This window comes from Nocardiopsis metallicus, from assembly GCF_014201115.1.
GTDB classification, from domain to species: Bacteria; Actinomycetota; Actinomycetes; order Streptosporangiales; family Streptosporangiaceae; genus Nocardiopsis; species Nocardiopsis metallicus.
This window is the reverse complement of the sequence record NZ_JACHDO010000001.1, coordinates 392,106-417,405: the sequence shown is the minus strand read 5'-3', so window position 1 is coordinate 417,405 and position 25,300 is coordinate 392,106. Positions and strand designations below refer to the sequence as shown.

At 71.5% G+C, this 25,300-nt stretch carries 23 protein-coding genes and 1 riboswitch; of the genes, 11 read left to right on the top strand and 12 right to left on the bottom strand.

The window, feature by feature from the left end; genetic code table 11:
- The first annotated feature begins 87 nt into the window (after nt 1–87).
- Entirely contained in the window at nt 88–2,295 is a 2,208-nt protein-coding gene (locus HNR07_RS01750) for a primosomal protein N' (RefSeq protein WP_184361032.1), read from the top strand.
- Nucleotides 2,296–2,412: 117 nt separating this feature from the next.
- On the opposite strand, the gene HNR07_RS01745 is transcribed toward HNR07_RS01750, so the two are convergent.
- The 3 genes from HNR07_RS01745 to HNR07_RS01735 all read right to left on the bottom strand — a co-directional run bounded on the left by HNR07_RS01745 (nt 2,413) and on the right by HNR07_RS01735 (nt 5,400).
- Entirely contained in the window at nt 2,413–3,000 is a 588-nt protein-coding gene (locus HNR07_RS01745) for a DinB family protein (RefSeq protein ID WP_184361029.1), read from the bottom strand.
- Nucleotides 2,991–3,674: an SAM-dependent methyltransferase gene (locus HNR07_RS01740; RefSeq protein WP_312893531.1), complete on the bottom strand. Its 684-nt coding sequence runs from the start codon at nt 3,672–3,674 to the stop codon at nt 2,991–2,993. Before HNR07_RS01740 ends, HNR07_RS01745 begins: the two co-directional genes overlap by 10 nt.
- A gap of 337 nt (nt 3,675–4,011) precedes the next feature.
- A complete protein-coding gene (locus HNR07_RS01735; protein WP_184361025.1) occupies nt 4,012–5,400 on the bottom strand; it encodes an aminotransferase class V-fold PLP-dependent enzyme in 1,389 nt (462 codons plus the stop codon).
- A gap of 64 nt (nt 5,401–5,464) precedes the next feature.
- Nucleotides 5,465–5,579, bottom strand: a riboswitch (SAM riboswitch).
- Nucleotides 5,580–5,794: 215 nt separating this feature from the next.
- Here HNR07_RS01735 and HNR07_RS01730 point away from each other — a divergent pair.
- From HNR07_RS01730 to HNR07_RS01715, 4 genes are all read left to right on the top strand, one after another.
- Complete coding sequence (locus HNR07_RS01730; RefSeq protein ID WP_184361023.1) at nt 5,795–6,187, top strand: DUF3870 domain-containing protein; 393 nt, start codon at nt 5,795–5,797, stop codon at nt 6,185–6,187.
- A 7-nt stretch (nt 6,188–6,194) separates the two neighbouring features.
- Nucleotides 6,195–7,469, top strand: coding sequence for a CaiB/BaiF CoA transferase family protein (locus HNR07_RS01725; protein WP_184361021.1), 1,275 nt, complete (start codon nt 6,195–6,197; stop codon nt 7,467–7,469).
- 40 nt (nt 7,470–7,509) lie between these two features.
- Nucleotides 7,510–8,703 (top strand): acyl-CoA dehydrogenase family protein, encoded by a 1,194-nt coding sequence (locus HNR07_RS01720; protein ID WP_184361019.1) that lies wholly within the window; start codon nt 7,510–7,512, stop codon nt 8,701–8,703.
- A gap of 66 nt (nt 8,704–8,769) precedes the next feature.
- Nucleotides 8,770–9,237, top strand: coding sequence for a nitroreductase/quinone reductase family protein (locus tag HNR07_RS01715; protein ID WP_184361017.1), 468 nt, complete (start codon nt 8,770–8,772; stop codon nt 9,235–9,237).
- 107 nt (nt 9,238–9,344) lie between these two features.
- Here HNR07_RS01715 and HNR07_RS01710 read toward each other — a convergent pair whose 3' ends face one another.
- A complete protein-coding gene (locus tag HNR07_RS01710; RefSeq protein ID WP_184361015.1) occupies nt 9,345–10,268 on the bottom strand; it encodes a GNAT family N-acetyltransferase in 924 nt (307 codons plus the stop codon).
- A 225-nt stretch (nt 10,269–10,493) separates the two neighbouring features.
- On the opposite strand from HNR07_RS01710, the gene HNR07_RS01705 reads away from it, so the two are divergent.
- The gene (locus HNR07_RS01705; RefSeq protein WP_184361013.1) at nt 10,494–10,706 is read left to right on the top strand and encodes a hypothetical protein; all 213 of its coding nucleotides are present in this window, start codon (nt 10,494–10,496) and stop codon (nt 10,704–10,706) included.
- A 64-nt stretch (nt 10,707–10,770) separates the two neighbouring features.
- Here HNR07_RS01705 and HNR07_RS01700 read toward each other — a convergent pair whose 3' ends face one another.
- The 7 genes from HNR07_RS01700 to ruvC all read right to left on the bottom strand — a co-directional run bounded on the left by HNR07_RS01700 (nt 10,771) and on the right by ruvC (nt 19,080).
- Nucleotides 10,771–12,954 carry a RelA/SpoT family protein gene (locus tag HNR07_RS01700; protein ID WP_184371257.1) on the bottom strand — a complete coding sequence of 728 codons (2,184 nt, stop codon included), beginning with the start codon at nt 12,952–12,954 and terminating at the stop codon, nt 10,771–10,773.
- 687 nt (nt 12,955–13,641) lie between these two features.
- Complete coding sequence (locus HNR07_RS01695) at nt 13,642–14,205, bottom strand: adenine phosphoribosyltransferase (RefSeq protein WP_184361011.1); 564 nt, start codon at nt 14,203–14,205, stop codon at nt 13,642–13,644.
- A 204-nt stretch (nt 14,206–14,409) separates the two neighbouring features.
- Nucleotides 14,410–15,768, bottom strand: coding sequence for an IS4 family transposase (locus tag HNR07_RS01690; protein WP_184361008.1), 1,359 nt, complete (start codon nt 15,766–15,768; stop codon nt 14,410–14,412).
- A gap of 111 nt (nt 15,769–15,879) precedes the next feature.
- Nucleotides 15,880–16,245 carry a preprotein translocase subunit YajC gene (gene yajC / locus HNR07_RS01685; RefSeq protein ID WP_184361005.1) on the bottom strand — a complete coding sequence of 122 codons (366 nt, stop codon included), beginning with the start codon at nt 16,243–16,245 and terminating at the stop codon, nt 15,880–15,882.
- Nucleotides 16,246–16,570: 325 nt separating this feature from the next.
- On the bottom strand, nt 16,571–17,695 hold the full coding sequence (gene ruvB / locus HNR07_RS01680; RefSeq protein WP_184361002.1) for a Holliday junction branch migration DNA helicase RuvB: 1,125 nt from the start codon (nt 17,693–17,695) through the stop codon (nt 16,571–16,573).
- Between the two features lie 70 nt (nt 17,696–17,765).
- A complete protein-coding gene (ruvA, locus tag HNR07_RS01675; protein WP_017579730.1) occupies nt 17,766–18,392 on the bottom strand; it encodes a Holliday junction branch migration protein RuvA in 627 nt (208 codons plus the stop codon).
- A gap of 139 nt (nt 18,393–18,531) precedes the next feature.
- Entirely contained in the window at nt 18,532–19,080 is a 549-nt protein-coding gene (gene ruvC / locus HNR07_RS01670; protein ID WP_184371255.1) for a crossover junction endodeoxyribonuclease RuvC, read from the bottom strand.
- 259 nt (nt 19,081–19,339) lie between these two features.
- On the opposite strand from ruvC, the gene HNR07_RS35395 reads away from it, so the two are divergent.
- The 5 genes from HNR07_RS35395 (at nt 19,340) to HNR07_RS01645 (ending at nt 24,533) form a co-directional block, all read left to right on the top strand.
- On the top strand, nt 19,340–20,191 hold the full coding sequence (locus HNR07_RS35395) for an NUDIX hydrolase (RefSeq protein WP_312893529.1): 852 nt from the start codon (nt 19,340–19,342) through the stop codon (nt 20,189–20,191).
- A gap of 96 nt (nt 20,192–20,287) precedes the next feature.
- Nucleotides 20,288–21,454 carry a molecular chaperone DnaJ gene (locus HNR07_RS01660; protein WP_184360999.1) on the top strand — a complete coding sequence of 389 codons (1,167 nt, stop codon included), beginning with the start codon at nt 20,288–20,290 and terminating at the stop codon, nt 21,452–21,454.
- Nucleotides 21,455–21,526: 72 nt separating this feature from the next.
- Nucleotides 21,527–22,516, top strand: coding sequence for a hypothetical protein (locus tag HNR07_RS01655; protein ID WP_184360996.1), 990 nt, complete (start codon nt 21,527–21,529; stop codon nt 22,514–22,516).
- Nucleotides 22,513–23,964, top strand: a complete 1,452-nt coding sequence (locus HNR07_RS01650) for an adenylosuccinate synthetase (RefSeq protein WP_184360993.1) — start codon at nt 22,513–22,515, stop codon at nt 23,962–23,964. Before HNR07_RS01655 ends, HNR07_RS01650 begins: the two co-directional genes overlap by 4 nt.
- Before the next feature lie 143 nt (nt 23,965–24,107).
- Complete coding sequence (locus tag HNR07_RS01645) at nt 24,108–24,533, top strand: PPOX class F420-dependent oxidoreductase (RefSeq protein ID WP_184360990.1); 426 nt, start codon at nt 24,108–24,110, stop codon at nt 24,531–24,533.
- 60 nt (nt 24,534–24,593) lie between these two features.
- Here HNR07_RS01645 and HNR07_RS01640 read toward each other — a convergent pair whose 3' ends face one another.
- On the bottom strand, nt 24,594–25,031 hold the full coding sequence (locus HNR07_RS01640; protein ID WP_184360987.1) for a DUF4282 domain-containing protein: 438 nt from the start codon (nt 25,029–25,031) through the stop codon (nt 24,594–24,596).
- Between the last annotated feature and the right edge of the window lie 269 nt (nt 25,032–25,300).

The following is a 25,300-nucleotide window of genomic DNA, read 5'->3' as shown; positions in this document are numbered from 1 at the left end:
CCTACGGATCACTGTTCTACCAGTCCCGGCAGGGGCTCCCCGCCGGGAAGAGCGGTGTTGTCGGTGCCTTCTGATAAACCAGAGAAGATGACAGCGCAGCCCGGCCCGCCCGACGAGGTCCTCTTCGACCTGCCTCGGCAGGAGCAGAAGAAGGAAACGGCGAAGGAGAGGGCCGACACCGCGAAGAAGACCGCGAGGAGCCGTCGACCGGCCAAGCGCAGGCCCGCCGACCGGCTCCCCGTCGCGCGTGTCATCGTGGACACCCCGCTGCCGCACCTGGACCGCTACTTCGACTACCGGGTCCCGGCCGACATGGACGAGGCCGCCGTGCCCGGCTGCCGGGTGAAGGTGCGCTTCAACGGCCGTCTGCTGGCGGGTTTCCTCGCTGAGCGGGTGGACAGCTCGGAGTTCGCCGGGCGGCTGGCCTACCTGGAGACGGTGGTCTCCCCCGAACCCGTGCTCACGCCCGAGATCCTGGCGCTGTCCAGGGCGGTGGCCGACCGCTACGCGGGCACCCTGAGCGACGTCCTGCGGCTGGCGGTGCCGCCCCGGCACGCGCGGGTGGAGAAGGAGACCGTACGCGAGGAGCAGGCCCGGGCCGAAGACGTCGAAGGGGTGGAACCCGCCGACGAGGACCCGCCCGAGGCCCCCGAGCACCCCGAGGTGGCGCCCTCTCCCGACGACGACGCCCCGGTGCAGGACACCGTGGAGGCGGCGGTGCTGGAGGTGGACCCCGGCCCCTGGGACGCCTACCCCGAGGGCCCCGACTTCATCGAGGCGCTGCGCGGCGGGGTACCGGCCCGCGCGGTGTGGAACGCCCTGCCCGGCACGGAGTGGACCGACGCCCTCGCCGTGGCCGCCGAGGCCACCCTGGGCGCGGGGCGCGGCACCGTGCTGGTGCTGCCGGACGGGCGCGACGTGGCCGCGGTGGACGCCGCGCTCACCCGCCGCCTGGGCGAGGGCCGCCACGTGGCGCTCACCGCAGACCTGGGTCCGGCCAAGCGCTACCGGAGCTGGCTGTCGGTGCTGCGCGGGCAGGTCCAGGTGGTGGTCGGTACCCGGGCCGCGGTCTTCGCGCCCGTGCGCGACCTGGGGCTGGTGGCCCTGTGGGACGACGGCGACGACGTGCACGTGGACCCGCACGCCCCCTACCCGCACGCGCGCACGGTGCTGGCGATGCGAGCGCACAAGGCCGACGCGGCGGCGCTGATCGGCGGCCACATCCGCACCACCGACGCCCAGCTGCTGGTGGAGTCCGGGTGGGCCCGCCCTCTGGTCGCCGACCGGGCCACGCTGCGCAGCCGGGCCCCGCAGATCCAGCCCGCCGGTGACGACCGCGAACTCGCCCGGGACGGCGCGGCCCGGTCCGCGCGGATCCCGAGCCTGGCGCTGCGCGCGGCCCGTGAGGGCGCCAGGAGCGGCCCGGTGCTGTTCCAGGTGCCGCGCCGGGGCTACCTGAACACGCTGGCCTGCGCGGGCTGCCGCGAACCGGCGCGCTGCGACGCCTGCCACGGGCCGCTGGCCGTGCGCGGCTCCCACGCCATGCCCTCGTGCGGCTGGTGCGGCCGGGTGGCCGGCCAGTGGGCCTGCCCCGAGTGCGGGGTGAGCCGGATGCGCGCGGTGGTGGTGGGCGCCCGCCGCACCGCCGAGGAACTGGGCCGGGCCTTCCCGTCGCTGACCGTGCGCACGTCGGGGCGCGAGGAGGTGCTCTCCGAGGTCGCGGACAAACCGTCGCTGGTGGTGGCCACGCCCGGCGCCGAACCGGTGGTCGCCGGTGGCGGGTTCGCCGCGGCGGTCCTGCTGGACGGGTGGGCTCTGCTCAACCGCGCCGACCTGCGCGCCTCGGAGGAGACCCTGCGTCGCTGGCTGAACGCGTCCGCGCTGGTGCGGCCGGGCGGCGCGGTGGTGGTGTCCGCGGACGCCTCGCTGCCGGTGGTGCAGTCGCTGGTGCGGTGGGATCCGGGCGGCTTCGCCGAGCGGGAGCTGGCCGAGCGCCGCGAGCTCGGGTTTCCACCGGCGGTGTCGATGGCCTCGATCACCGGCGCCCCCGAGCACCTGCGCGAGCTGCTGGACCAGATCGAACTCCCCGAGCGAGCGGAGCTGCTCGGCCCGGTGCCGGTGGGTTCGGAGCGTACCGAGAGCGGCACCAACCAGACCGAGCGCGCCCTGCTGCGGGTGCCGCGCGGGGCGGTCGGCGAGCTCACCCGGGCGCTGAAGACCGCGGCTTCGGCCCGCAGCGCCCGCCGCGACGAGCATCTCGCCCAGGTCCGGGTGGACCCGCTGCACGTGCTCTAGCCCGGCGCCCCGACTCCGTACCCGAGGGTGCCCGTTGCCTCCGCGCCCTCTTCCCTGAGGATCTTGCTACCAGGAGCAAGTTCGGCGCCGATTTCGCTCCTGGTAGCAAGATCATCTTCAGGAGGGGGCCCAACCGGACTCGCCCGCTGTGCCCTGGCCTTGGTCCTGGTCCTGGGGGCGGGCGCGGTAGAGGTCGCGGAGGAGGGCGATCTCGGCGCCGTGGTGGATGAACTCGCGGTTCAGGTGCAGGATCAGCGCCACCAGCGGGAAGTCCGCCCACTGCGGTGCCTCGGCGCCGCCCACCGGGACGGCCAGGGCTTCGTCGTCGAGTTCCTGGAGGTGCTCGGACCAGGTGAGGTAGGCGTTGCGCAGGCGCTGCCGGGCCTCGGCGGCGGTGCTGGGCCAGTCGATGGCGTCGCGGTTGGCGGTGCGGTCGCCGAAGTGCCAGTTGATCCGGCTCTCCAGTACGTCCACCACGAGGTGGCCCATGCGCCACGCGATGGTGGTGACCGGCGGCGGGTCGGGTTCGGGATAGGCGCCGTCGGGCGCGTGGCGGCCGTCCGGCAGTCGGCGGACGGTCCAGCAGTTCGGGACCGGCTCCCAGTAGAACTCGGCGTCGGTGAGTCCCTCCAGCCGGGGCCACAGCGAGAAGTCCCAGTAGAACCGCATCTGCGCCTGGATCTCGCCGTTCCAGTTCACCGCCATCGACTCACTCCCCTTCCTCTCCTGGGCACACGACCCAGTCCGGCCAGGGTTCCACATCCCGGGGCGGACACGTCCTCGTCGGGGTAGGGCCACCAGGTGAGGTCGGCTACCCCCGGTTCGACGGGGAGGAAGGGAGAGAAGGCCGCCTCGGCCACCGCGCGGGGCGCGGTGGAGGTGAGCGCGAGGTAGCCGCCGCCGCGCATCACCGAGTGGAGGGCGTCCAGCCCTGCGGGCGGGTCCTGTTCACCGAAGGGGCGGGTCATCAGTACGGCGACGGGCTCGTCGAAATCGACGAGCCCGCTGGTGTGGAGGCGACGGAGCGGGGAGGCCGCCCCGGGTCCGGAGCCGTCCCCGGACAGGACGGCCACGTTGTCCGCGGCGGCGGCTAGGACCCCGGCCGTACCGGTCGGGGCGACGCGCACCACCGTGGCGTCGCTGTGGGCCCGTCTGATCAGCTCGGCGGTGCCGGGCACCGGACAGCCCCAGTCCACGAACTGGCGTATCCCGGCGTCGGCGCACAGGTAGTCGACGGCCCGGCCGAGGAAGGCCTGATGCAGGCGGACCCGCTCGGCTTCGACGGGGTCGGGCGGCGCACAGGCGCTGGTGCGGTTACCGAGGCTGACCACCCGGGACTGCTGCCCGGGCACGCGCAGGGGTTCGGGTTCTCGGAACACGGCCGTGAGGGGACCTGCCTTGGGTCCTCGGACGTCCGTCACGATCACGCTCCCCCAGCCGGTTCGCTCGCGGGAGGCAGGGCGCTTCGTCGGGGCGGACCGGTCGGGTCCGACGACGGTGCGCCTTGCCGTCACGGCCTGATAGTACCGCTTGCGAAAGTGATGCCCCGCACACAGCCGAGTGAAATGTGCCCTATTGCCCCTTATGTAGGTCCGTGCGTCGGAAGCTCTTGTGAGCATGAGGTCCCGAGCCCCCAGACCCGAACACCCTGGCCCCGCCCCCGGTTCCCCCCGCTCTGTCCGAACCGTCCGAACCCAGCGCGGCTGAAAGAGCCGATCAGAGGACGTTGCGCGGGTCCGGCACCGGGGCCAGGCGGCCGTCGTAGTCGGCGTACTCCCAACGCGGTCCGCGGGCCACGAGGTCCGCGACAGCGCCCACCAGCCGGTCCACGTGCTCCTCGGTGGTCCCCACGCCCAGGCTCGCCCGCACCGCCTGGGTGTGTCCCTCGGGGAGCAGGTGCCGGGTGAGCGGGTGGGCGCAGAACAGGCCGTCCCGGACCCCGATGCCGTACTCCGCGGAGAGCGCGGCGGCCAGCAGGTCCGCGGGCAGGCCGTCGACCACGAACGACACGATCCCGACGCGGGCGTGCTCGGCGCCCCACAGCGTCAGCTCGTGCACACCGTCGATCTCGGTGAGCCCGGCGCGCAGGCGCTCCAGCAGCGCCGCCTCGCGGATGTGCTGTAGGAACAACGTCTGGGTGTTGAAGGTGTCGCAGGCCGCCGCCAGCGCCACGGCGCCGAGCACGTTGGGGCTTCCGGCCTCGTGGCGGGCGGGCAGGTCGTTCCAGACGACGTCGTGCTCGGTCACCCTCTGGGTCGCTCCGCCACCGGCCAGGTAGGGGGTGGCGGCGCTCAGCCAGTCGGAGCGACCGGCCAGCACACCCGATCCGAAGGGCGCGTAGAGCTTGTGGCCGGACAGCGCCACGTAGTCCGCGCCGGTCTCGGCGAGGCTGAACGGCAGGTGCGGAACGTACTGGGCGGCGTCCACGAGCACGCGGGCGCCCTCGGCGTGGGCGGCCTCGACCAGCTCCTCCACCGGCCAGATCTCACCGGTGACGTTGGAGGCCGCGGTCACGCACAGCAGCCTGGGGCCTTCGGGGGCCTCGGCGAGCGCGGCGCGGGCGGCGGACACGGCGGCTTCGGGGGTCTCGGGCAGCGGCAGCCGCACCACCTCGCCGGCTCGGGAGGCGGGGTGCTCCCACGGGAGCAGGCTGGCGTGGTGCTCGGACTCGAAGACCACCACGGTGCAGCCCTCGGGGACGGCACGGGCCAGCAGGTTGACGGCGTCGGTGGTGCCGCGGACGAACACGACGGCGTCGGCGGAGCCGGACTCGTCGGCCTCGGCGCGCACGCCCAGGAAGCGGGCGAGGCTGCGCCGGGCGCGCTCGTAGGCGTCGGTGCTGACCTGCGAGTGGTGTCCGGCGCCGCGGTGCACGCTGGCGTAGTACGGCAGGGCGGCGGAGAGTGCGTCGGCGACGCTGGTCAGGCAGGGCGCGCTGGCGGCGTAGTCGAAGTTGGCGTAGTCCACGTACTCGCCGGTGACCAGGGGGACCCCGCTGTCGGCGGTGACGATCGCGCAGGGGTTCGCGGTGTCGGCCTCGCGGGCCGCGATCCGCGCGGCGGAGCGGCTGGAGCGGGTGGAGTCGAACGGGATGACAGTGGTCATGGGGCACCTCTTCTGTGGGTCGTGGGACCCACCGGGGTACGCCGGATGACGGCGTCTCCTCAGGGGTCCGCGCTTGTCTGACACGGTCGTGTCGGGACCTGGTCCTCACCCGGGGCACCCCACCGCGGAAGGAGGGTTGCCGACCAGCTAGCCGGGGCTTGTCGCTGGTACTCGTGACCTGTGCCGAAATGTAACACAAGGTGCGCGCGGGTCGCATCCGTGTCTTCCTGTGGCCTGGAACACCGCCCCTCTTGACAGCGGCGGACCTGGCTGGGTCATACTGATCCCGAACTGCCCTCACGTCGCGGGTGTCCGGTTTCCCCCGGCCGCCCTTCAGGCGCGAGACTCCAGTGCGTCGGAGTTTTCGCATGCCCGCAGACAAGAGGTGCCTTCCTTGTACGGCGATGACCGTGTTCAGCAGCTTTTCCGCAACCCCAGGGTTGTGCTCATCTCCGGCTACGCCCGACTCCCCGACTCGGTGGCGAGCCATTCCCAGTACCAGCGGCTCGGTGTCGTGCTCGCGGTGGACTCCGCGGACGGCCGGATCGTGGCCGCGGACACCACTCTCCTGACCGACCTGGCCAAGGACTTCTTCCGCGCGCTGGTCGAGGGCGCCTCGGTGACCGAGGACATCGCGGAGATCGTCCATCGGGTCCAGACGCGTTACGCGGGTCAGTCCGGGGCCGCCCTCACGACGGCGCTGCGCCGCTGCCTGGAGACCTACTACCAGCTGCGGGACGGCGATCAGCTGCCCGACGGCTCCGCGAACCCCGACGGCAAGGAGTGACCCGCGCATGAGTCAGACCAGCCCCGAACCCGGACCCGAGACAGGTGCCCCGCTGCCCCTCGCGGGGGTGCGGGTGGCCGACCTGTCCCGGGTGCTCGCGGGCCCCTACGCCACCATGCTGCTCGCGGACATGGGCGCCGAGGTCGTGAAGGTGGAGCAGCCCGGTCGCGGCGACGACACCCGCTCCTGGGGACCGCCCTACGCGGAGCCGACCGAGGAGCACCGGGCGGAGCACTCCCCCGGCGAGGCCGCCTACTTCCTGTCCGTCAACCGGAACAAGCGCAGCCTGGCCGTGGACCTCAAGGATCCGGAAGGGCTGGCCGCGGTCCAGGACCTGTGCGCCACCTCGGACGTGGTGATCCAGAACTTCCGGCCGGGGGTGATCGACCGGCTCGGGCTGGGCTACGAGGAGATCAGCAAGCGCAACCCGGCGGTCGTGTACTGCTCGGTGAGCGGGTTCGGCCCCGAGCACGAGCCCAGCACGCGGCCGGGGTTCGACATCGTCGTGCAGGCCGAGAGCGGGCTGATGGCCACGACCGGTCCCGCGGACGGCCCGGCCAGCAAGGTGGGGGTGGCGCTCACGGACGTCCTCACCGGTCTGAACGCGGCCGTGGGCATCCTGGGCGCGCTGATGCGGGCCCGGGTGACCGGGCGGGGCGAGAACATCAGCGTCTCGCTGATCAACTCCACCCTGTCCAGCCTGGTCAACCTCACCCAACAAGCATTGGTCACCGGGTCCGAACCGGCCCGCGTGGGCAACGCGCACACCACCATCGTCCCGTACCAGGCGTTCCCGACCAAGGACGCGGAAGTAGTCATCGCGGCCGGAAACGACGCCCTGTACCAGCGGCTGTGCGCGGCGATCGACCGCCCCGACCTCGGCGCCGACCCCCGGTACGCCACCAACCCGCAACGCGTGGCGCACCGCGGGGAACTGGTCTCGGAACTCTCCAGGACCCTTCAGGAACGACCAGCAGAGCACTGGATGACGGTCCTGGTCGAGGCCGGGGTCCCGGCCGGCCGGGTCCGGGGTGTGCTGGACGCGCTACGCACCGCGGACGCCAGGGGCGACGACGTCCTGCGCACGGTTGAGCACCCCACAGCCGGTCCGCTGGAGCAGGTGCGGGCGGGGTTCCGGATGGAGGGCACACCCACCCCGATGACCGCGCCGCCGCTGCTCGGCCAGCACTCGGCGCAGATCCTGGCCGAACTGGGACTGGCCCCGGACCGGATCGAGGCGCTGCTGAAGAGCGGCGCCGCCCAACAGACCGACGTTCGCTAGCACAGACCTCACACACGCAAGCACCACGAAGGGACCTTCCATGAGCGACTCCCAGCGCAAGGCCGCCGCCCCCGACCCACTCGACTTCCTGGCGGTGGACGCTGAGCTGTCCGACACCGAGCGCGACGTCCGCGACGCCGTGCGCGACTTCTCCCACCGCGAGCTCCTGCCGAACGTCGCCGACTGGTTCGAGGCCGGGACCATCCCGGACCCGCGCGGCCTGGCCAAGGCCTTCGGTGACCTGGGCGTCCTCGGCATGCACCTGGAGGGGTACGGCTGCGGCGGCTCCAGCGCGGTGGCCTACGGCCTGGCCTGCCGCGAGCTGGAAGCGGTGGACTCGGGCCTGCGCAGCTTCGTGTCCGTGCAGGGTTCACTGGCCATGGCGGCGATCCACAAGTTCGGCTCCGAGGAGCACAAGAACGAGTGGCTGCCGAAGATGGCCGCCGGTGAGGCGATCGGCTGCTTCGGTCTGACCGAGCCCGACTCCGGCTCCGACCCGGGTTCGATGCGCACGCGCGCCCGCAAGGAGGGTTCGGACTGGATCCTCAACGGCACCAAGATGTGGATCACCAACGGTTCGGTCGCCGACGTGGCCGTGGTGTGGGCCGCCACCGAGGATGGCATCCGCGGTTTCGTGGTGCCCACCGACACCCCCGGGTTCTCGGCCAACGTCATCCACAAGAAGCTGTCGCTGCGCGCCTCGATCACCTCCGAACTCGTTCTGGAGGAAGTCCGGCTGCCGGCCGACGCCCTCACGCCCGAGTCCAAGGGACTCGGCTCACCCCTCTCCTGCCTGAACGAGGCGCGGTACGGGATCGTGTGGGGCGCGGCAGGCGCGGCCCGCGCCTGCTACGAGGCGGCGCTGGACTACTCGAAGACCCGCGAGCAGTTCGGGCAGGCCATCGGCGGTTTCCAGCTCACCCAGCGCAAGCTCGCCGACATGGTCGTGGACGTCAACCACGCCAACATGGCGGCGCTGCGGATCGGTCGGCTCAAGGACGAGGGGAACTGCCACCACAACCACGTGAGCTTCGGCAAGTTCGCCAACGTGGCGGCGGCCCAGCGGGTGGCCCGCACGGCGCGCGGCATCCACGGAGCCAACGGCATCACCCTGGAATACCCGGTGATGCGGCACATGGTGAACCTCGAGACGGTGGCCACCTACGAGGGCACCGAGGAGATCCACGCGCTGAGCATCGGCCAGTCGGTGACCGGCATCTCCGCCTTCCGCTAGGCCGAGGTGCCATCAGCGACCGAAAACCATCACAATGGGAGCATCCGAGTGAGGGAGTTGCCGAAGATGGTGAACGAACCGACGAAGCGGTTCGAGATGACGAAGCTGCGGCGGACCGCCAACGCCTTCGTCAGCGGCTTCGTCAAGTACGGGGCCTGCCCGCCCGAGCTGCACCTGCTCACCACGCGTGGGCGCACGTCCGGTTTCCTGCGCACCATCCCGCTCAGCGTCCTGGACAGTGAGAGCGGCCGGTACCTGGTCTCCCCGTACGGGGAGGTCAACTGGGTGCGCAACATCCGCAAGGACGGTTTCGCGACTCTGCGCCAGGGCGGCTGGATCGAACTGGTGAGCGTGCGCGAGCTGAACCCCGCCGAGGCGGCTCCGGTGCTCAAGGAGTACCTGGAGCACCCCCGGTCCGCGGTCGTGGGCCCGTACTTCGACGTCCCGCCGGAGGCCCCGGAAGAGGCCTTCGAGGCCGAGGCCGACCGCCACCCGGTCTTCCAGATCGTGCGTTCCACCACGATCCGCCTCTGAGACACACCCGAGGCCCCGGCCCTGAGAGATCAGGCGACCGGGGCCTCCGCCCTCCCGCTCAAAACACAGCTGTAGCCAGCGTCACGCAGTCATCCGGCGTCGTGCAATCACCCAGCGGGACGGGTGTAGACCGTGCCGCGGTCGACCAGTTTGTAGCCGACGGTGGCGTAGGTCTTGGCCGGGGTCGGGTAGGCCTCGTTCGGGGTCGTGTTGATGTACACCCGGTCGCCGCCGCGGCGGGCGGTCAGGGTGCAGGCCTCCAGAGCCATGGCGACGGCCAGGCCCTTGCGGCGGTGGGCGGGGACCACGCCGAGGGGTTCGATCTCCGAGCAGCGGTTCTCCGGGTCCCACCAGAGGGCACAACACGCGGCAAGCGAGCCGTCCGGGGCCTCGACGACGAGGTCGAGTTCGCGGTCGTAGAGCAGGGCCGCACGCATGTTGTCATAGCGTTCCCGACTGAAGCGACTGGTGAGTTCGGGGTTGACCGGGCCCACACGCTCGGGCCAGGGCAGGTCGGAGGGCTTCCAGGCGGTCCGGTGGCACTCCACCCGGGCCTCCTCCTCACCCTCGCGCACCGGGCGGAGACGGTAGCCCTCCGGCAGGACGACCTCCTCCTCACCAGCGTCCCGGCTCATCCACTCGCCGTAGGTGTTCTGGTCGGACACGTCGAAACCGGACCGCCCGGCGAGCGCGCGGAGTTCGCCGTCCCCCTCGAAGGTCAGCAGGTCCACGACGGCGTCGCCGACCTCGGCCAGCGCCCGTTCCAGGAGCGCGGCACCGGCCTCGGGGTCGGCGGAGGCACCCACGAGGACGATCTGGCTGCGGTCGAAGAGGACGTTGGGCGCCTCGACCACGGACCAGCCCACGAGCTCGCCGCCGCGGAGGGCCACGGCCGCGTTGTCCGAGGAGATCTCCTCGGTGGCCAGCTGCCAGCCCAGCCCGCCCGGGTGGGGCGCCATCGGCCAGAGCCGTTGGGCGAGCCCCTCCAGAGCGCGGCTGTCCGCCGCACGGAAGGGACGGATCTCGGGCATGGGGGCCTGCCTTTCTCGCGGTCTCACCGACAGCTGCACGCTAACCACCGCGGCAGGCCGAACACCACTGGTTTTCCGGAGCGGTGCGGCCACGGAGAGCACGGCGGGTGCGCGGCCGGTGGCGCATGGTGGTAGTTTCCTAGCGCTACACCAGCGCCCGCCCCCTCAGAACTGCCCTCGAACTCACACCCCCAGAGCTCACCCCAGAAAGCGTGTGTATCCCCCATGTCCGAGAAGAACTCCAGCCGGGTCACCGTCTACGCGGCCGGCACCGCCGTGTTCTGCGCTCTGGTCGCGATCATCACGACCACCGACCCGTTCCCGGCCCTGCGCGTCCCGCTGCAGCTGGCCAGCGTGGTCGTCCTGGTGGTCATGGCCTACCTGCTGGGCCGGGAGACCAGGGCGGTCAGGAAGCCGGAGAAGGAAACCGAAGCGTAGGTCTGACGGCTGGCGCAGTGGCCGGTCTCTCCCCAGATTCCGGCCGGCCCCGCCCAGCCCCCGCTCAGTTACGGACGCGGAACACGTCGTAGACGCCGTCCACACCTCGGACCGCGCGCAACACGCTGCCCAGGTGGGTGGGGTCGGCCATCTCGAAGGTGAAGCGGCTCTGCGCGACCCGGTCGCGGGTGGTCTGCACCGTCGCGGAGAGGATGTTGACGTGCTGGTCCGACAGCACCCGGGTGATGTCGGACAGCAGCCGGGACCGATCCAGGGCCTCCACGTGCAGGGCGACCAGGAACATCGAGTCCTCGGTCGGCCGCCACTCCACGTCCACCATGCGCTCGCGGTCCAGGCTGGCGGCGTTGACGCAGTCCTGGCGGTGCACCGACACCCCGTTGCCGCGGGTCACGAAACCGACGATCTCGTCCCCGGGCACGGGCGTACAGCACTTGGACAGACGCGCCCACACGTCGGTGTCGCCGCCGGCCACGACCACGCCCGGGTTCCCGGAGCGCTGGCGGGTGGTGGCGGCCTTGGAGGGCAGGGAGGACTCGGCGATGTCCTCGGTGTGGCTCTCCAGCCCGCCCATGGAGTCCACGAGCTTGCTGACCACGCTCTGCGCGCTCACCTGGCGTTCGCCCACGGCGGCGTAGAGGGACTCCACGTCCGGATAGCGCAGGTCGCTGGCCAGGGCGATCAGGGCCTCACCGCTGAACAGGCGCTTGACCGGAAGTTCCTGCTTGCGCATGAACTTGGCGATCTCGTCCTTGCCCTGCTCGATCGCGGCCTCGCGGCGCTCCTTGGTGAACCAGTGCCGGATCTTGTTGCGGGCGCGGGCGCTCTTGACGAAGTTGAGCCAGTCGCGGCTGGGGCCGGCGTCGGGGTCCTTCGAGGTGAGGATCTCGACGGTCTCGCCGTTGTGCAGCTCGTTCTCCAGCGGCACCAGGCGACCGTTGATGCGGGCGCCGACGGTGCGGTGGCCGACCTCGGTGTGCACGGCGTAGGCGAAGTCCACGGCGGTGGCGCCCTGCGGCAGGGGGATGACGTCGCCCCCGGGGGTGAAGACGAACACCTCCTGCACGGACAGGTCGAAGCGCAGCGACTCCAGGAACTCGCCCGGGTCCTTGGTCTCCTGCTGCCAGTCGATGAGCTGGCGCAGCCACTGCATGTCCGTGGTGCCCTTGGGCTTGGCCTCGGTGTTGGCGGAGTTGCGGTCCTCCTTGTACTTCCAGTGCGCGGCGATGCCGTACTCGGCGCGGCGGTGCATCGCGCGGGTGCGGATCTGCAGTTCGACCGGGTTGCCGGAGGGGCCGATGACCGTCGTGTGCAACGACTGGTACATGTTGAACTTCGGCATCGCGATGTAGTCCTTGAACCGGCCGGGCACCGGGTTCCACCGTGCGTGGATGGTTCCCAGGGCCGCGTAGCAGTCCCGGACGCTGTCCACCAGGACCCGCACCGCGATCAGGTCGTAGATGTCGTCGAAGCCCACGTTGCGGGCGATCATCTTCTGGTAGATCGAGTAGTAGTGCTTGGGCCGCCCGCGCACGGTCGCCTTGAGCTTGGACTCGCGCAGGTCGGCGGAGACCGCCTCGATGACCTCCTGGAGGTACACGTCGCGGCGGGGTGCGCGCTCGGAGACCAGTCGGGCGATCTCGTCGAAGCGCTTGGGGTAGAGGGTGGCGAAGGCCAGGTCCTCGAGCTCCCACTTGATGGTGTTCATGCCCAGGCGGTGGGCGAGCGGGGCGAAGATCTCGAGGGTCTCGCGGGCCTTCTTCTCCCGTTTGGCCTTGGCCGGGAGGTAGCGCAGGGTCCGCATGTTGTGCAGGCGGTCACAGAGCTTGATGACCAGGACGCGGATGTCGCGCGCCATCGCCACGACCATCTTGCGGACGGTCTCGGCCTGGGTGGCCTCGCCGTACTTGACCTTGTCCAGCTTGGTGACGCCGTCGACCAGTTCGGCGATCTCGTCGCCGAAGTCCGCGCGCAGCTCGTCGAGCGAGTACTCGGTGTCCTCGACTGTGTCGTGCAGCAGGGCGGCGGCCAGGGTGGCCTCCTGCATGCCGAGCTCGGCGAGGATGGTGGCGACGGCGAGCGGGTGCGTGATGTAGGGGTCGCCGCTCTTGCGTTTCTGGTGGCGATGATGGTGTGCCGCGACCTCGTAGGCGCGCTCGATCAGCCGTACGTCCACCTTCGGGTGGGTGGCTCGCACGGTCTTGATCAATGGTTCGAGCACCGGGTTCATCGTCACTCCCCGCTGGGCGCCGAGTCGGGCGAGCCTTCTGCGTACTCGCACGGTGGAGGGCGTGCTGGCGGCCGCCTGCTGGCCCGGGGCCCCCTGCCCCGAGACGTCGGAGGGCGCCGCATCGCTCGCGGCGCCCTCCGGGCGGTCCTGCCGTGGTCTTTTCGCGGTCGGCGCACCGCTGCCGTCCGCACGCTCTCCCGGCGCATGGGCACCCGTGGCGCCGGTGGTCTTGGCCGTAGCGGAGGCTTGGTCGGTTCCGGCGGTTCCTGACACGCCGTTGCCCCGGGCGGCGGCGCTCGGCGCCTCGGCGGGCTGGCGGCCCGATTCCTGCTCGGACACCGCCCCGGTCGAGACCACTTCGCTTGGCATGCCTACCTCCCGCGGTTCCACCCGGTGGAGCCGACGTCGTCGTCCGGCTCGCCTCCGGCGCACGTGCGTGTCATCAGGGCCAGTCGTTGACGCGGCCGCCGCGGTCACCTCTCCCACCAGTCTAGTGGGACCTTCCCCACCTGCGCGGGGAACGGTCTGGCCTCCTCGTGTCCCTGCTACCGACTCCTGGCACCGACTCGGAGGTACGCGCAGTGACACAGGTCACCAGGTACGTCACACCGAGTGCTGGAGTACGTCAACAAGGACGGTCTGTCGCGGTATTCCCCTGCGGGTGCGACAGGCGCGGCGAGGTCGGCCTCAGACCGAAAGGAGGGTGTGCAGCTCCACGTCGGGCATCTTCCCGCGTCCCTGGAGCGCGGAGAGCTCCATCAGGACGGAGAATCCCACGACCGTACCACCCGCCTTGCGGACCAGTTCCACCGCGGCCCTGCCGGTGCCGCCGGTCGCGAGGACGTCGTCGACGACGAGCACACGGCTGCCCGGAGTGATCGCGTCGGCGTGAATCTCGACGGTCGCGGTGCCGTACTCCAGATCATAGGCCTGGTCGATGGTGTCCGCGGGCAGTTTCCCGGCTTTGCGCGCCGGGACGAAGCCCGCGCCCAGCGCCATGGCGACGGGTGCGCCGAAGATGAAGCCGCGCGCCTCCAGCCCGACGACGTGGTCGATCCCGTTTCCGAGGAAGGGCGCGGTGAGCCCGCGCACCGTGGCGGCCAAGGCCTCGGGGTGGTTGAGCAGGGGCGTGATGTCCTTGAAGAGGATGCCCTCGTGCGGGAAGTCAGGGATATCGCGGATGTTCGCCTCGATCAGAGCGAGATCGGCGGCGGTGTCGGGGACATCCGGGGTCGCGGTGTCATGGGGCATGGGTGGTGGGGCCTTCTCCTGGTGTGCGGGCCGGAAACCGGGTGTGTGCCGAGAAGCTGTTCTTCCGGCCGGAAAAACAGCGGTACCGGCCCCGGATGATGACGGGGGCCGGTACCGAAGTCTGTGGTGCGCCGAGTCTCGGCGAAGGGGCTGTTCGCCCTGGACTAGCCCCAATGCCGTGTAGTTAAGGTTCTGGGTGCTGTGTCAAGGGCCTGGCCCAGCCAGGATGTCGATGCTGATGGTGGCCTTGTAACTGGTCCGGTCAACCACGCCCTTCGCGTTGTACTTGGAGATCGCGCGTTTGACCACGCGGGGTCGGGTCCGGATACGCCGATCGGGCAACAGATCAGCCAACACCCGGCGACCGATGACACCGACCAGATCGATCACCGCTGAAGCGATCACCCCCGCGGCCTGGATGACCAGGTCGCGGGCGGTGTTGAGCGCAACAGTGAAACTGGCCCGGTCAGGATCGACACCGCCGCGGGCCGCAGTGGCATCGGCCATCGCCAAACGCAGTACCTGATAGGTGACCAGCAGCGCGTAGACCTCCTGGTCGATCCCGCCCGGGGTACGGGCCCGCAGCACACGCCCGCCCAGCAGGGTGGACTTGATCTCAAGGTAGGCGGTCTCGATCTCCCAACGCTGGTGGTAGAGCCGCACCAGCCCGGCAGCGGGATGGGCCCGGTGACCGGTCAAGGTGGTGGCCAGCCGGTAATCGACCGTGCGGCGGCCCTGGGTGGTGGCGACGGTGATCTGGCATTCGATGACGCGAACCCGAAGCGCGCCCATCCGCGACAGGTAGGAGCCATCGCTCAGCCGGGCCAGGACCGGCAGCCTACGGCTCATCTTCACCCTGACCAAGACGTGAGCGCCGGTAGCAGCGATGTATTTGAGCAGGTCCTGGGCGGCGAAGTTGCGGTCCAAGAGCACGAGCATCCCCTCACCCAGGCTGCGCAACAGTGCCGGGGCGTAGGTGGTCTCGCCGCGGGTGGTGGGCCCGAAACAGGTGTCGATGAGCGTGCGGGTGCCGCAGGAGACCAGTGCGAGCAGCCGCAGGGAGGGGTAGCTGGAGCCGCCGTTGTGCGAGCCGTGCTTGGTGTAGCGCCTCAGGTTGGCTGGACTGTCAGGGACCGACATGGTGGTGCCGTCGATCGCACAGACCAGCAGGCCCCGCCACCGCGTTCCGGGGGTGGCGATGCCCGCTGCCGGGCCGCGTAGCAGGTCGAGTAGCCAACGTAGCGGCGCGGCCCCGACCCGGGTGCGGGCCTGGGCCAGCGCGCTGGCGGTGGGTGCGGACACGCTCAGGCCCTTCAGGCCCGATGTGAGGCGCTGCCATACCTGTGACCAGCCCATATCGGGGAACAGAGCTGCTGCCAGCAGGAGGTAGACCACGACTCGGGAGGGCAGGTCCCGGATCCGTTTTTGTGTCCTGTGGGTCTGGTCCAGTGCGTGGTCGACCATCTCGAAGGGGATGATGCGGGTGAGTTCGCCGAGGTGGCCCGGGGCGAAGGCCCCGGACGCGACTGTGAACGGTTGGGAGATGGCACACTGGGTGTCCAACGGAGCTCCTGCTGAACGGTGATCGTGGTTGACACGGTTCTAGCAGGAGCTCCGTCCTGGTTTCAGGTGATTTGACACACCCGCGCTTCGCCTAACTACACGGCATTGGGACTAGCCCTTGGGCTTGTCGTCGTCGCCGAAGTCGGGACGGTCCTCGACCGGGGTGTCGTCGGCGGCGGGGGTGATGACCTCACCGACACCGGCCTTGAGCATGCGGATACGGGTGCCGGGGGAGATCTCCAGCAGCACGTCCTGGTCGTGGATCTCGACCACCGTGGCGAAGATGCCGGCCTTGGTCATGACCTCGACGCCGGGGACCAGGGAGCTCTGCATCTGCGCCTCCTGCTGGCGGCGCTTCTGGTTCGGGCGCCAGAACAGCAGCCAGAAGACCAGGAGGATCAGCGCGAACGGAAGCAGCATGCCGAAGAGGCTGCCCTCTCCCTGGGCCGCGGCGGCGAGAGTGTAAATGCCCTGCACGGGGGCGTCCTTCCTGACGTTTCCTGTGGCCGACGGCTACCGGCTCGGGTACCGCGACGACCACCTTCTCGGGCCGACCGACCCAACGGCCGAATTCACACCCGGCGTTTACAACGCACAAGGGTGCCAACTCGTTCCGCCAGTATCCGACGACACCATACGAGGCCACTGCCCCGCTTTGGCTGGTTCATCCCAGTTTACGTGGCGCTGGTCACCAGTATCCCACCGGCTGAGATCCGAGGGCTAACGGTTCGGCCCCGGTTCGCACGCACGCGCGCTTCATTGTGCCCGCACGGACGCGCTCCGTGAATGCTACCCGCCCCGGCTAGGGGGTTCCGTTGTTCCGGACACTCGTGTTCTGACCACCTGAGCCCTGACCACCCGCGCTTTGGCCGCTCGCGCTCTGACCGCCGTTGGCCGCGGAGTCGGCGGCGGCACCGAAGGCGGCGTCCGGCGGCGGGGTGAGCCCCATGTGCGCCCAGGCCATCGGCGTGGCCACCCGGCCGCGCGGGGTGCGGGCGAGGAAACCGGAACGGACCAGGAAGGGCTCGGCCACGGTCTCCACCGTCTCGGCCTCCTCCCCCACGGACACCGCGAGCGTGGACAGCCCGACCGGCCCACCGCGGAAGCGGTTCATCAGTACGTCCAGGATGGCCCGGTCCAGGCGGTCCAGGCCCAGGGCGTCCACCTCGTACAGTTCCAGGGCCGCGTGGGCGTTGCCCAGGGTGAGGCGGCCGTCCCCGCGCACCTCCGCGTAGTCGCGCACGCGGCGCAGCAGGCGGTTGGCGATCCGGGGTGTGCCGCGGGAGCGGCCGGCGATCTCGCGGGCAGCCTCGGCCTCCATGGGAGCCCCCAGGAGCCCGGCGGAGCGATGCAGGATCTGCTCCAGCTCGGCGGGCTCGTAGAAGTCCATGTGCGCGGTGAAGCCGAAGCGGTCGCGCAGCGGCGCCGGGAGCATGCCCGCGCGGGTGGTCGCCCCGACCAGGGTGAACGGGGCGATGTCGAGCGGGATCGCGGTGGCGCCGGGCCCCTTGCCGACCACGACGTCCACCCGGAAGTCCTCCATGGCGACGTAGAGCATCTCCTCCGCCGGGCGGGCCATGCGGTGGATCTCGTCGAGGAAGAGGACCTCGCCCTCCTGGAGGGTGGAGAGCACCGCGGCCAGGTCGCCGGAGCGCTCGATCGCGGGCCCCGAGGTGATGCGCAGCGGGGCGCCGAGTTCGGCGGCGATGATCATGGCCAGGGTGGTCTTGCCCAGGCCCGGCCCGCCGGACATCAGGATGTGGTCGGGGGCTCGGTTGCGGCGCTGGGCGCTGTGCAGGACCAGGGAGAGCTGCTCGCGCACCCGGTGCTGCCCGACGAACTCGTCCAGGTTCTTCGGGCGCAGCGCACCCTCGATCTGGTGTTCCTCGACGTCGGCCTCCGGTGAGACGGCGTCACGCTCGTACACGGGTCGCCTCCTTCCTCTTCCCGGTCGTGTTCCTGTTCCCGTCCCTGTTCCGCGTCACGGCCGGTCCCGGCTAGGCGCGGCTGAGTTTGCGCAGGGCGCTGCGCAGCAGGACGGTGACGTCGCTGGTGTCCTCGGCCTCGGCGGCGACGGCGGCCGCCGCGGCCTCGGAGTCCTTGGCCGACCAGCCGAGGTTGACCAGGCCGGAGACGACCTGTCCGCGCCAGGCACCGTTGGGCGAGGCACCGTTCGCGCCGTTCGGGGCGTCGGCGGGCGGCAGGGTGCCGTCGGTCATGACCGGGGCGTCGAGCTTGCCGCGCAGTTCCAGGACGATGCGCTGGGCGCCCTTCTTGCCGATGCCGGGCACACGGGTGAGCGCGGCGGTGTCCTCGGTGGCCACCGCCTGGCGCAGGCTGTCAGGACTGTGCACGGCGAGCATGGCCAGGGCGATGCGCGGGCCGATACCCGAGGCGGTCTGGACCTGCTCGAAGAGGTTCTTCTCGTCGTCGTCGGCGAACCCGAAGAGGGTGAGGGAGTCCTCGCGCACGACGAGGCTGGTGGCGACGGTGCCCTCCTCCCCCACGTGGAGCCGGGACAGGGCGGAGGGGGTGCACTGGAGGGTCATGCCGACCCCGCCGACGTCGATCACGGCGCTGCCCGCGCCGCGTGCGGCCACCCGGCCGGTGAGGAACGCGATCATCTCGAATGGGCACCGGGAGGGGTACCCGTCTCCTTCCTGGGGGCGGTACTGCTGCCTACTGCTGATACTGCTGCCTGCCGACCGCTGCCTGCTGAAACCCGCTGCCCGCCGCCACCGCGACTGCCCGGTTCGGTGCGGGCTAGCGGCCGCGGGCGCGGCGGGCCAGCTCGACCTTGCGGGCGAAGTCCTGTTGGGCCTGGGCGACCCGCGCCTGGGCGCCGCCCCGCCAGATGTGGCAGATGGCCAGGGCCACGGCGTCGGCGGCGTCGGCCGGTTTCGGCGGTCCGTCGAGTCCGAGGATACGCGCCACCATGGTGCCGACCTGCTTCTTGTCCGCGCGGCCGTTGCCGGTGATGGCGGCCTTGGCCTCGCTGGGGGTGTGGGTGGCCACGGGCAGGCCACGGCGGGCGGCGCACACCAGGGCGATCCCGCTGGCCTGCGCGGTGCCCATGACGGTGCTGAGGTTGTGCTGGGCGAAGACGCGTTCGACGGCCACGGCGTCGGGCTCGTACTTGTCCAGCCACTCCTCGATACCGCGTTCGACCCGCACCAGCCGCTGCGGGAGTTCGGTGTCGGGGCTGGTGCGGATGGCGTCCGCGGCCAGCAGGCGCAGGGGGCGGCCGATGGCCCCCTCCACGGCGGCGACGCCGCAGCGGGTCAGCCCCGGGTCGATTCCCAGCACGCGCACGTCGCCACCTGTCTCTCTTGCCATGTCCCGCTGATCGAACGCCCGTTCGCACCATGCTAGCGGCGCACACCGACGCTACCCGCCGACCGGCCGGGCGTGTCGGCCCCGGGGCCTGACTCGGGGACCTGACCGAGGGGCCGACCCGGGGCCCGACCCGGGGACGCGAAGCGAGCGAGGAGGGGTGGACGAACGGACACCTCGGTGCTAAGTTCAACTCAGGTCGAGAAAAACTCATCTTGAGAATAACCAAGGAGAAGCAGTGTCCGAGGGGATCGACGGAGAAGGCGCGACACAGGGCCCGCCGCGGGAGACGGGGCAGGGCGCGGGGTGGTACGACGCGGACGACGAACGCAGATTCCTCGCCGACTACGACCCGAACGCCTTCGCGCCCGCGGCCGTCACCGTGGACGTCGTGGCGCTCACCATCCGCGCCGGCCTCCCCCGGGTCCTGCTCGGCCGCCGCGCCCGCCAGCCGCAGCGCGGGCGGTGGGCGCTGCCCGGTGGGTTCGTCCGCGCGCGGGCCGGGTCGGCCGGTCCGGCCGACCCCGACCTGCCCGACGCCGCCCTGCGCGTGCTCACCGAGAAGACCCCCCTGCCCGCCGAGATCCACCTGGAGCAGCTCGGCACCTACGGCGCGATCGACCGTGATCCGCGCATGCGGGTGATCTCGGTGGCCTACATGGTCCTCGCACCCGACCTGCCCGACCCGCATTCGGGCCGCGACACCGCCGAGGCCGCCTGGGTGCCCTGGACCGCCCTGGGCCACGGCGAGGGGGCGGGCACCGAGCACGAACTCGCCTTCGACCACGCCCGCATCCTCGGCGACGCCGTCGAACGCGCCCGCTCCAAGCTCGAGTACACCGCCCTGGCCACCGCCTTCCTGCCGCCCGCTTTCACCATCACGGCACTGCGCGGGGTGTACGAGGCGGTGTGGGGACACACCCTGCACGCCGCCAACTTCCACCGCAAGATCCTCGCCACCCCCGGGTTCGTGGAGGACACCGGGGAGCTGGCCGAGCGCGGGGGTGCGGGCGGCGGTCGCCGTGCCCGGCTGTACCGGGCGGGCGGCGCGGCCCTGCTGCACCCGCCGCTGCTGCGCGGCAGCCCGTGAACGGCACACCCTCGACGGACCCGGCCAACGGCGCACACGACAACGGCACCCGCCTCAACAGCACCTCCTGAGCGGTACCCGGTGAAGGGAGTCCGGATGAGCACGGAACAGCACACCCGAGGCGGTTTCGACGCCGCCCTGAGCGCCCTGGACCTCGCCGCGGATCCCGCCGCGCTGTTCGGCCCCCTGCCCGCGGTCGGCGGGACGCTCCCAGCGGGCGCCACCGCCGAGTACCGGCGCCTGGCCCGGCTGCTGCACCCCGACGCCGCGCCGGTCGGGCGCAGCACCGAGGCGGCCAACGGGTTCGCCAGGCTCACCGAGGCCTGGCGGTACTACCGGAAGGCGGCCGAGGGCGGTCTGGGGCTCGACGACATCACGATCGCGACCCGGGAACGGACCTACCACGTGAGTCAGGGCGGCGCCCTGGTCAGCGGCGACGTGGCCGATCTGCACCCGGTGCGCTGGCGGGAGCAGGCACGGGCCCCGGAGCCGCACGCGGGCAGGCGCTCGCCCGCCGAGGGGCGCTGGCGGGACGGGGTGCTCAAACTCCCCCACGCCCCGATCGACAACGACCTGCTCCTGGCCGAGGCCACCGCGCTGCGCCGGATCCGCGAACACGGCGCCGAGCGCTACCGGGCCTTCGTCCCGGAGCTGGTGGAGTCCGTCCGGCACCGCGACGCCGCGACCGGGGTGGAAAGGCGCGGCAACGTGCTGGGACTTCTGAGCGGATTCCACACCCTGGCCGAGGTGCGGCGGGCCTGCCCGGACGGGATCGACCCGCGCGACGCCGCGTGGATGTGGCGCCGCCTGCTGGCGGCCCTGGGCAACGCGCACCGAGCCGGTGTCGTGCACGGGTCGGTCGTCCCCGAACACGTCATGATCCACCCGGAGGCGCACGGGCTCGTCCTGGTGGACTGGTGCTACTCGGTGGCCGCGACCGAACCGCACACCGCTCGGCACCGGACGCCGACGGCCCAGCACGTCCCGGCGATGGTCCCGAACCGCGAGGAGATGTACCCGCCCGAGGTCGCCGACCGCGGCCCCGCCCGGCCCGCCACCGACGTGTACATGGCCACCAGGTGCATGGAGTTCGTGACCGGCGGGCGGCTGCCCCCGCGGCTGAAGGCGTTCGCGCGCGGCTGTTCGCTGCCCGCGCCCGCGCGTCGGCCCGATGACGCGTTCGCACTGCTCGGCGAGCTCGACGAGGCACTGGAGCGATGTTTCGGACCGCGCCGGTTCCGCCCCTTCCACCTGCCTTCGTGACCCCTACTCGGCCCTGACCCGCGCCGTCCCGACCACCACCGCACCGACCCCCGCAAGGAGAAGGAGACAGCAATGGGAAGCAGCAGCTGGTCCACCGACGCCTACCACGCGCGGCGGGCCTATCAGGACTCCGCCGGAATCAGCAGCTTCGACTACCACGACAACGTCACCACCAGGGCCCCGCGGCACGAGTGGACGGTCCACCCCTCACTCGATCCCTACGGCGTGGCCGTCCGCGAGAGCCGTGACTCCGACGCCCACCCGAACTCGCTCGCGGTGTCGGTGCTCTTCGACGTCACCGGCTCCATGGGGCGGGTGCCGCGCACCCTCCAGACCAAGCTCCCCGACCTGTTCGGTCTGCTCCTGCGCAAGGGCTACGTGGCGGACCCGCAGATCATGTTCGGCGCGATCGGCGACGCCACCTGCGACCGGGCGCCGCTCCAGGTCGGCCAGTTCGAGTCCGGCAACGAACTGGAGGACGACCTGGGCAACACCCTGCTGGAGGGCGGGGGCGGCGGCCAGGTGACCGAGTCCTACGAGCTGGCGATGTACTTCATGGCCCGGCACACCGCCATGGACTGCCTGGAGAAGCGGGGCCGCCGGGGCTACCTGTTCATCATCGGCGACGAGAAGGCCTACGGCGCGGTGAAGGCGCGCGAGGTCCGCGAGGTGATCGGCGACGACCTGGCCGAGGACATCCCGTTCCCGACGGTCCTGGCCGAGCTGCGGCGCAAGTTCGAGGTGTACTTCATCCTGCCGACCGGCAGCTTCCACTACCGCAGCGACGAGGTACGGGAGTTCTGGGAGAGGCACATGGGCCAGAACCTCATCCTGCTGGACGACCTGGACGCGGCCGGCGAGACGATCGCGCTCACGGTGGGTCTGAGCGAGGAGGCCATCGACCTGGACGAGGGGCTGAGGGACCTGGCCGAGGCCGGATCCGACCAGGCCGACGCGGTGGGCAAGGCGCTGCGTCCGCTGGCCCGTGGACGCGGCCCGGTCTCGACCTCCTCGGGCGTTGGGGAGCTGGCCGGTGACGGTCCGGGGGTGGACCGGCTGTGAACGGGCGGACGGATGCGCGGGCGCCGGAACACGCGATCGTGGTCGACCTGGGTTTCGGTGACGCGGGCAAGGGCGTGACCGTGGACCTGCTGTGCTCGCGGGGCGGATACGGCGCGGTGGTGCGGGCCAACGGCGGCGCCCAGGCCGCGCACAACGTGGTCGCCCCCGATGGTCGACACCACACGTTCTCCCAGTTCGGAGCGGGTACGCTCGCCCCGGGCGGCCCGGTGCCCACGCACCTGTCCCGGTTCGTGGTCGTGGACCCGTTCGCGCTGGCCGCGGAGGCCCGGCACCTGGCCTCCCTCGGTGTGCCCGACCCGCTTTCGCTGGTCACGGTGGACCGGCGGGCGCTGATCAGTACCCCGTGGCACGCCGCGGCCAACCGGGCGCGGGAGCGGGCGCGCGGCCGGGACCGGCACGGTTCGTGCGGGATGGGCGTGGGCGAGACGATGGCCTACGCCCTGGAGCACCCCGCGGAGGCGCCCACCGTCGGCGACTGCGCCTCCCCGGAGCTGCTCCGCCGCAAGCTGGAGCGCCTGGCCGACCGGTTGGCGTCGGTCCTGGCGGGGGAATCGGAGCCGGTCGGAGTTTCGTCGCCGGGTGAGGCTCCGGCCCCGTTCGAGGGCGCGGAAGCGGCGGGGGCGGGTGCTGCGGACACGGGGCGAGGACCCGAGCCCCTTCCCGACCTGGAGGAGTGCCTGGCCGCCTACCGGGCCTTCGCGGAGCGGGTGCGGCTGGTGGACGAGCGGTACCTGCACCGGCTGTTGGCCCGCGCCCCGGTGGTGTTCGAGGGCGCGCAGGGGGTGCTGCTCGACGAGTGGCACGGTTTCCACCCGTACACCACCTGGTCCACGACCACCACCGTCAACCCGCTGGCGCTGCTGGCGGAGGCGGGCCGCGCGGACGGCGCCCGCCGGATCGGGGTGACCCGCACCTTCGCCACCCGGCACGGCGCCGGACCGATGGTCACCGAGGACGTACTGCTCACCGGACGGCTGGCCGACCGGCACAACCGGACCCACCCCTGGCAGGGCGGGTTCCGGGTGGGCCACCTGGATCTGGTCGCGCTCCGGTACGCGCTGGAGGCCACCGGCGGGGTGGACTCGCTGGTGGTCACGCACGCCGACGCCCCCGCCCGGCTGGGCCGGGAGCTCCACTGGTGCGTGGGGTACGAACTGGCTGACGGCACCCCGCTGCGGATCGCTCCGGGAGACTCCCCCGACCTGGCCCGCCAGGCCCGACTGACCGGTCTGCTGACCGCGGCCCGGCCGGTGCTGGAACCGGCCCCGGGCGAGGTGCCCACCACGGTCGCCGACGCCCTGAACCTGCCGTTGGAGGCGGTCTTCACTGGCCCGACGAGGGACGACGCCCACCTCCCGGTCCGCCGCCTACCCCGTGTGGGCGCCTTCCCCCGGAGAACGCCCCCGGCCCGCCACCGAGTCGCCTGAACCCGGGTCGGCCCCGAAGCCCGGGAGGGGTTCCGGGCGGTCGCGCTCGGGCCTGAGCGGAACCGGTACTCCGCTGGACCGGGTCTGCGGGCGCCGTGCGTGTCGGGCCCGGGCCCGGGCGGCGGGCGATCTAGTTTGGTGCGATGAGCTCACTCTCCGATCCCGAGGTCCGCGACTTCCTGCTCAAGGGCACCCGCACGGGAAAGGTCGCCTACACAGCGGCGGACGGCCGTCCGCTGGTGGCACCGGTCTGGTTCACCATCGACGACGACGGGCTGGTGTTCAACACCGGCAGCCAGAGCGCCAAGGGCAGGTCCTTCGCCCGCGATCCCCGGCTGACGCTGCTGGTGGACCTGGAGGAGCCGCCGTTCGGTTTCGTGCAGGTCCAGGGGATGGCGGAGGTCTCCGAGGACCCCGACGAGCTGGTGCGCACCGCCACCGAGATCGCCCGGCGGTACATGGGCCCGGAGCGGGCCGAGGCATTCGGCCGCCGCAACGGCGTGCCCGGCGAGCTCGTCGTGCGGATCCGACCGACCAAGGTCGTGGCCGCCATGGACATGACCGGCTAGTCCACGGGCGCGGGACGGGGGCCGGCGGCAGCGGTCCGGCGCCGGCCCCCCGTGGGAGGGCTACATACCTCCGCGCTTGCGGATGGCGTTGAGGTCCTCACTGATCCGGAAGACCACGATGAGCAGCTCGAGGACGATCCGCGACAGCAGCACGGAGATCGCGGTTCCGACGAAGGTACCGATCAGCATGGGGACGCCGAGGAAGCCGAAGTCGTCGTCGCCCATCATCGCGATGGCGGAGATCAGCCCGAACAGGAATCCGATGGCGATCATGATCAGCCACAGGATGTAGACGACCTTGATGATCCGGGCGGTGATGAACTCCCGGAAGGAGAAGTCGAACAGCGCCCCGAAGAACCCGGTTCGGGAGGGCGCGGGCTGGGTGTACCCGGCGGCGGGCTGCTGCTGGTACTGGCCGCCCTGGTACCCGCCGGACTGCGGCTGCTGGCCGTAGGGCTGCTGGGAGGGGTCCTGGGGGTATCCGGGGGGATTGGTCATGGTCTCTTTGTTCCTCGTCTGTCGTCTCAGGTGTCGTCTCGGTCAGAGTCCGCACCGCCCGTGGGGAGGGGCGGCCGACTCAACGAACTGTACTCATCCGGTCACCCGCCCCAGAGCCCGCCTGCGGGCTGGTCCGAACCGCGACCACCGCGCTCATGCTCGTCCCGGGTGCGGGGTTCTGGGCTGGAGCCCCTCGGCGCGGGAACCGGCACCAGGGTCCAGCGGGACTGGTCTACGGGCGTGGGGGGACCAGGCGCGGAGGGGCCAGG